Origin of the sequence: Psychrobacter sp. AOP7-B1-25 (genome assembly GCF_052376195.1) — a bacterium.
Classification (GTDB): Bacteria; Pseudomonadota; Gammaproteobacteria; order Pseudomonadales; family Moraxellaceae; genus Psychrobacter.
This window is the reverse complement of sequence record NZ_JBQSVK010000032.1, coordinates 1-6,163: the sequence shown is the minus strand read 5'-3', so window position 1 is coordinate 6,163 and position 6,163 is coordinate 1. Positions and strand designations below refer to the sequence as shown.

7 protein-coding genes are annotated in these 6,163 nt (G+C 38.8%); 6 read left to right on the top strand and 1 reads right to left on the bottom strand.

Going from position 1 to position 6,163, the window contains the following annotated elements:
- Window positions 1-232: 232 nt before the first annotated feature.
- The 3 genes from repM to ACT3QR_RS13700 all read left to right on the top strand — a co-directional run bounded on the left by repM (window position 233) and on the right by ACT3QR_RS13700 (window position 2,201).
- Complete coding sequence (gene repM, locus ACT3QR_RS13710) at window positions 233-1,225, top strand: replication initiation protein RepM (RefSeq protein ID WP_443522126.1); 993 nt, start codon at window positions 233-235, stop codon at window positions 1,223-1,225.
- Between the two features lie 133 nt (window positions 1,226-1,358).
- Complete coding sequence (locus ACT3QR_RS13705) at window positions 1,359-1,856, top strand: hypothetical protein (RefSeq protein ID WP_443529653.1); 498 nt, start codon at window positions 1,359-1,361, stop codon at window positions 1,854-1,856.
- A gap of 21 nt (window positions 1,857-1,877) precedes the next feature.
- The gene (locus ACT3QR_RS13700) at window positions 1,878-2,201 is read left to right on the top strand and encodes a winged helix-turn-helix transcriptional regulator (RefSeq protein ID WP_443529652.1); all 324 of its coding nucleotides are present in this window, start codon (window positions 1,878-1,880) and stop codon (window positions 2,199-2,201) included.
- Here ACT3QR_RS13700 and ACT3QR_RS13695 read toward each other — a convergent pair.
- Entirely contained in the window at window positions 2,198-2,674 is a 477-nt protein-coding gene (locus ACT3QR_RS13695; RefSeq protein WP_443561177.1) for a VOC family protein, read from the bottom strand. The two genes, ACT3QR_RS13700 and ACT3QR_RS13695, sit on opposite strands and share 4 nt — an antisense overlap.
- Window positions 2,675-2,900: 226 nt before the next feature.
- On the opposite strand from ACT3QR_RS13695, the gene ACT3QR_RS13690 reads away from it, so the two are divergent.
- From ACT3QR_RS13690 to ACT3QR_RS13680, 3 genes are all read left to right on the top strand, one after another.
- Entirely contained in the window at window positions 2,901-3,248 is a 348-nt protein-coding gene (locus ACT3QR_RS13690) for a hypothetical protein (protein WP_045455937.1), read from the top strand.
- Between the two features lie 261 nt (window positions 3,249-3,509).
- A complete protein-coding gene (locus ACT3QR_RS13685) occupies window positions 3,510-5,165 on the top strand; it encodes a MobA/MobL family protein (RefSeq protein WP_443522129.1) in 1,656 nt (551 codons plus the stop codon).
- Window positions 5,166-5,344: 179 nt separating this feature from the next.
- On the top strand, window positions 5,345-6,082 hold the full coding sequence (locus ACT3QR_RS13680) for a hypothetical protein (protein WP_443522130.1): 738 nt from the start codon (window positions 5,345-5,347) through the stop codon (window positions 6,080-6,082).
- Window positions 6,083-6,163 lie beyond the last annotated feature (81 nt).

Here is a 6,163-nt window from a genome sequence, read left to right as displayed (position 1 = left end):
TGCTTTTAAATGCTTTTAAGACCCTTGAAGTCTATATATATCAAGGTGTGTGTGTGTGTGATGACGACATCTATCGGGTATGATGACGACATCTATCGGGTATGATGACGACATCTATCGGGTATGATGACGACATCTATCGGGTATGATGACGACATCTATAAATTTGACTAGATGACGACATATGAGTATATTGTCGTCATATAGTCAAGTTTATAGGAGAGGTTTACGAATGGAATCCAGTCAAGGTAGCAGTATGAATAATCTAGTGGTCAAATCCAACCGATTGAACACAGCTATACAAAATCTGTCATTAGTTGAAATTAGATTAATACAGCTAGCTGTTATTGATAGCAGGGAAACTCAGACAGGACTGACATCCGATGATCCTTTGCGCATATCAGCTAAGCGTTATGCGGAGTGCTTTGATGTAGATGTCGATACAGCTTACGATGTGCTTTTATCAGCAGAAGCAACACTTTTTGAACGTAGGTTCTCATTTATAAATGAGCGAGATAATCAAGTTAAAACGCGCTGGGTAAGTCAGGTTGAATATATAAAAGGTGAAGGCTCAATCGAAATTATTCTTACACCAGCAGTGGTCAAAGAGATAACACGTATCGATGGTTTACAAACATTTTTTACTAAATATCTGCTAGGACAAACGGCAACACTCAATAGCGTATATTCAGTTCGTCTTTATGAACTTTTAATTCAATGGCGTAAAGCGAAGAAAACCCCATTATTTGATTTGGAAACGTTCAGAGGTCAATTAGGGTTAGGGGTTGATGACTACAAGCGTATGAGCGATTTTAAGCGTCGCGTATTAGATGCTGCTGTTGCTGAGATTAACGACAAAACAGACTTGAAAATAAGTTATGAACAAGAAAAAAGTAAAAGTACGATCATAGGCTTTAAATTTAAAATAATTACTAAGAGCAAACCTAATCAACCACAAGAAAGAACCTTAAACCGTGACGCTCATACAGCAGATATGTTCACGATTGATGGACTATCTGACAAACAACTGTGGCGTATCAGTCGGCATAAAGAGTTTATAAGCACGTATAGCGGTCTCGCCAAAGGCGACGCTGGTAAGAACTGGTCAGCGTATAGTGATTTTATAGTTGGTGAGATCAAAAAAGACGCTTCCAAATTCAGTAAGAAACGCCCTATACGCGAATATTTAGATGGAAATGAAGCAGACTATGACTTCTCAAGGTAACGACAAAAACTGACCACCTAGAATAGTCTATTATAAATGGTTCCATTATAGCGGTCTGTTTTAAGTAGTCTGTTAATGGGTTTGAAGGGTGAAATAGCTGGTTCCGCTGGGGTATGCTTTAAATGGACCTGTGTTGTCATTACTCCCATCTTACACACGAACTTTATTACATACTAAAAATTTAATTGTCAGTGGCAGTTTGATGTTCGTTTTGCTCTCTGGTGGTCTACTTTTACAGAAATTACCGTGGGTCAAAGAGCCTTTTAAACGCTTGCAATTAGGACTTATTTTTTTATTGATGGGTACATCTTGTGTGATTTTAGGTGGGTTTTATGGCAAGTTAATTTGGTTAATAATTGGCATTGTGTGCCATGCAGTTGCAACAAACTGGATTTATCCTTCCGCTATTACATTAACTAGCCAGTTAGTTGATGCCAAAGTGCGAACACGATTACTAATCGTGTTATATATAATGGGGTATTTAGGTTTAGGGATTCCAACCGTTATCATTGGACAAATTGCGAATCATTTGGGTATGGTCAATGCGTTGTGTTGTGGATTAATAGTTGCAATCGTAGTGAGTTTATGGGTAATCATGCGAGCTCAATATTTTAAAAATGAATTTGAATAGGGGTTAAATCAAGGTGAACTGATGAGAAAAATGACATCGATTAACTATCAAAATGAAAAATACTTACAACATTATTGCCAAGCCGCACGTACTTTATGCCTAATTCAGGGCAGATGGAAACTTAACATTATATTTTTAGTGATGAATCAGATTTTGTCATATCAACAAATCAAAGGTTCTTTACGAAATGTGAGTGATACCGTTTTAAGCAGACAGTTAAATGAGCTGATTAAAGACAATATTATTAGTAAAGAAAAATATAAAGACAGCTCATTGTACAAAATTACGTCTAATGGTAAAAAATTAGAACCAGTATTAATTGCATTAAAGAATTTTCAAAATTAAAAATCCAAAGATTCTAAAAATTCGATTACTTCACCATTTGGACTATAAACTAACGTATTTTTTACTTGAATATTTTTATTAAAACCAACGCCAACTAACTCAATAATATTTAGTACTTCAGTTAAAGGTTGAGCACCATAACTAATAGCAAGATTAGCTGCTAATTGGGCATCTCGCACCATAAAACAAATATGCTGTAAGGCATTTTCTACATAATCCTCATCTGGTAATTTTTTTCTACCCTGAGTTGGCATTGCTGCATCTTTATCCGCAATTTCTAAGTAAACATTGATTTTGGGATGGTGCATCATGGCACAATATTTGATGTTAAAACTTGGCAATGCCCAATCATGTTTTATCTGAAATCCTAATTTTTGATAAAATTGTACAGTGGTTTCAATGTCCTGTGCTTTGATACAGATATGATGAAAGCTTAATAAATTATTTTCAAATTCTTTTTCATTGTATATCATCGATTTTGCTCCTTTATTCGCAATAAGTTGATAACTACAATACTCAAAATTCATACTGATATCTATGTAATAACAAATTTGTTAGTTCAAAAGATCTCTTGCATAAGTCATTGCTAGCCATTGATACTCCGTTAACGAAGGTCAATAAAACGGTACTTTTGCAAGAGGTCTATAGACCAACACACCTTATAGAATCGCATTGATTAAACCAATAAAAGACTATCGAATGAAAAATAAATCGCAAAAAATCATATTAAAACAAAAAACACCCATTTATACAAAACTTGGTCTAGCTATTATAGTTATATGCGGAAGTATATATTTATTTAACCCAGGTATACTTCTTGAGGGAACAGTCACTCTGGTAATAGGTCTTGTTTTTATTGTAATTAATATCATTAATCTATTCAGAAGAGTTGAATATGATGTTGTCGCCATACTGGTAGGCTTATATTTTCTCATAATAGGCGCAGATGCCTTTTTCTCTCTTGAGATTAGTTATATACCTATAATTACTATCGTATTAATGATTCCTGTTGTGATTTTAAGCTTAAAATCATTCTATAAGTCATAACCTATAGCTGTCTTCTTGAATTATTAAGTTTTTTACTGACCTGACTATAGCCACTTCGCCAATACCTAACAACAGTTTATGATATAGTTAATTGACGGATGGTTAAGTCCCACTGACTAAGTGCGAGATTTCGACTTTACAAATGTTTATTCCTATCGGCCACACATTTATAAAATCAAAACATCGGCAGGGGTAAGACCCCCACACCCCCAACATTGCAAAAGGCGCAATGTTAAAAACCAAAAATTAGAGCTTATACAAATGGCTATTTTTATCGCATCGACTAAATCCATATCACGAAGCAGTGGACAAAGTGCCGTTGCTAGTGCGAGCTATCGCGCAGGGGTTGAGCTTGAAGATAAACGTTATGGCAAGACTCATGATTATTCAAAAAAGCATGGCGTGATGAGTGCGGATATTATTTTGCCGTCAGCGTTGGCTGCTGCCAACGCTGATATTGATCGTAGTGATTTGTGGAACAAAGCAGAGGCTGCCGAGAAAAGAAAAGATGCGCGTGTGGCTCGTGAATGGTTGGTTAATCTACCGTATGAACTGGACGAGAAAGATCGAAAAGCAATTGCGCACCAGTTCGCCCAGACGCTTGCGGATCGTTACGGCACGATTGCCGATTGTGCTATTCATCAACCGACACAAAAAGAGATTGATCGAGGCGCAGACCCTCGCAACTTCCATGCTCATATCCTATTTACCACGCGCTGTGCTGAGATTGATGATGATAATTTAATTATATTGACCGACAAGGCCAGTATTGAGCTGTCCGATAATAAGCGGCGCTCGCTTGGCATGGAACGAGTCAGCCATGAGATCAAAGAGGTGCGCCAAATATGGGAGCAAATCGCCAACGAAAAACTGGCCGAGCATAACCATGAGCTGATTGATTCACGCAGCTATGCCGAGCAAGGGATTGATATTGAACCACAGCTCAAAATGGGGTCAGTCGCTACCAAGCTAGAACGTGAAAAATACGAGCAAGAACTAAGAAAAGCAGAAAAAGCCAAAGCAGAAGGCAAGCATTACGAGATTGATAAAACGCCAGCAACACATCTCGGCTCCATCAACGAGATCATCAACGAACGTAACGAGCTTGTGTGGGGCGCAGAGCTTGCAGCTAATCAAAAAGTGAATGACTTTGCCGATCAGACCATCGCAGATTTACGCGAAAGTAAGTTATTTATCGTCCCAGCAGCCCCTAAACCTGAATATAAACCCAGTACAGTGAGCAAAGACGAGCTAGAACAGGCTGAATCAGTGATTGAGCAAATAAAACAGGTGCGTATTCAGCGCCAGATTGCCAAAGAAGCCGCTGATAAGCTAGAAAGAGATCGCCTTGCTCAGCAGAAGCGCGACATAGCAGCCCAAGAAGAGCGTGAGCGCGTCTTGGAGCAAAAAGAGAAGCAGCAAAGACAACTTGAGAAAGAACGCGACCAAATAGCAGCGCAAGAGGCCAGCTTTAAGGCTCAACACGATGATATCTCGCATCAAGGGCTATCAAGTCAGCACCGGCTACTAAAAAACATAGACCAAAAAAGCGACTTTGGCCAACACCTTAAAATCCTTCTACACCTTGATCAGCAAATGAGCGCATGGCAGCACTACCGCAGTGAACCAAGCACCACTGACCACCAAAAGCAGCTTGTAGGTCGTGAACAGCATAAAATTGGCAGCCTCATCACCAGTCAAAGCAAGCAGCTTCTTGAACACATTAAATCTATTAGCGACCTATCGACAAGGCAAGCGCACACTAAAACCCTAGAGCGCGTCTTTGATGACATCAAAGATCGACAACAAAGCATCCTTAGCCCCGATCAGCAAGGTCAAATGCGAACGCTATCCGCTGAAATCACCAGTTATAGCCGTGATATTAACCGCAGCCGTGGCATGAGTCTTGGCTTTTAACACTCATAAGCAATACTAAACGACACTCACGGTCGCATAGAGTCATCTCAGACGCTCCTTAAGGCTCCCACAGCGCCTTTTTGATGCTAGGGTAGCAATAACATATAAATCACCCTAAAAACGCCTACAGCAGCTCTCAGAGGCTAAATAGCGTCATTAACAGCGACTAGGAACGATCCATGCCACAAGATGACTTCTCTATCCAATTAGAAGACCTACTGCTTGCTCTTGATACTTACACCAAAAAACTAAGTAAGCAGCTGATTGACAGCTCAAACTTAAACCACGCGCATCATAAACAAGCTCAAGACATCGCTGATTGGGCAAAAGAGCTGACTGCACTACTAAAAACGTATCAAAACAAAGAAACCTTGCTCCAATCCGACTTTGTTGCCGCCATTAACGAAGAGATGGCAATCGTCTTTCAAACCAATGAAGAGAATTACCATAAACGTATTGATGAAGGTTTTACCAAGCACATCACTGATGCTAGTGAGGAGTTCTTAAAAAAGACAAAGCTGCTTAATAAAGATTTAGGGAAGATACAGACCTCTGTTACCAGTGTTGCTAGTGACCTTGACGATACTAAAGAAAAGATAGCCAAGCTAAATGTAGAGGCTTCCGAACAGATGCTAGATAACGTTAAGCGAGAGTTTAGCCGTCACTTAATCATCACCCTTTCATCCTTGGTCATCATCGTCTTTGTTCTAAGTGCTGGTGCAATGTGGATGTTTATACCTAGTAAAGCTGAAATCAGTAAGCGACAAGATAGCTATAATTCTCTTGCTAAGGCTCGAGTGGCACATAACGTTATCGAAAAACCTAATGGTTATTATGCGAGGGTTGATCCTAACAACTGTATTCCCGATGAAAAAAGTTCTTTCTACAGTAAATCAGTGTTATGCAAATTTAAGTAATTAGCTTCCTAAATTAACCATTAAAAATAGTGCTTTGTTTTTAAGCTTATCCACAACCAAAAAGCTTTTAATGTTTTTAAA

Coding starts and splice junctions, on each gene's coding strand:
- repM (WP_443522126.1), top strand. CDS start 233: ATGGAATCCAGTCAAGGTAGCAGTATGAATAATCTAGTGGTCAAATCC.
- ACT3QR_RS13700 (WP_443529652.1), top strand. CDS start 1,878: ATGAGAAAAATGACATCGATTAACTATCAAAATGAAAAATACTTACAA.
- ACT3QR_RS13685 (WP_443522129.1), top strand. CDS start 3,510: ATGGCTATTTTTATCGCATCGACTAAATCCATATCACGAAGCAGTGGA.
- ACT3QR_RS13690 (WP_045455937.1), top strand. CDS start 2,901: ATGAAAAATAAATCGCAAAAAATCATATTAAAACAAAAAACACCCATT.
- ACT3QR_RS13695 (WP_443561177.1), bottom strand. CDS start 2,674: ATGATATACAATGAAAAAGAATTTGAAAATAATTTATTAAGCTTTCAT.
- ACT3QR_RS13680 (WP_443522130.1), top strand. CDS start 5,345: ATGCCACAAGATGACTTCTCTATCCAATTAGAAGACCTACTGCTTGCT.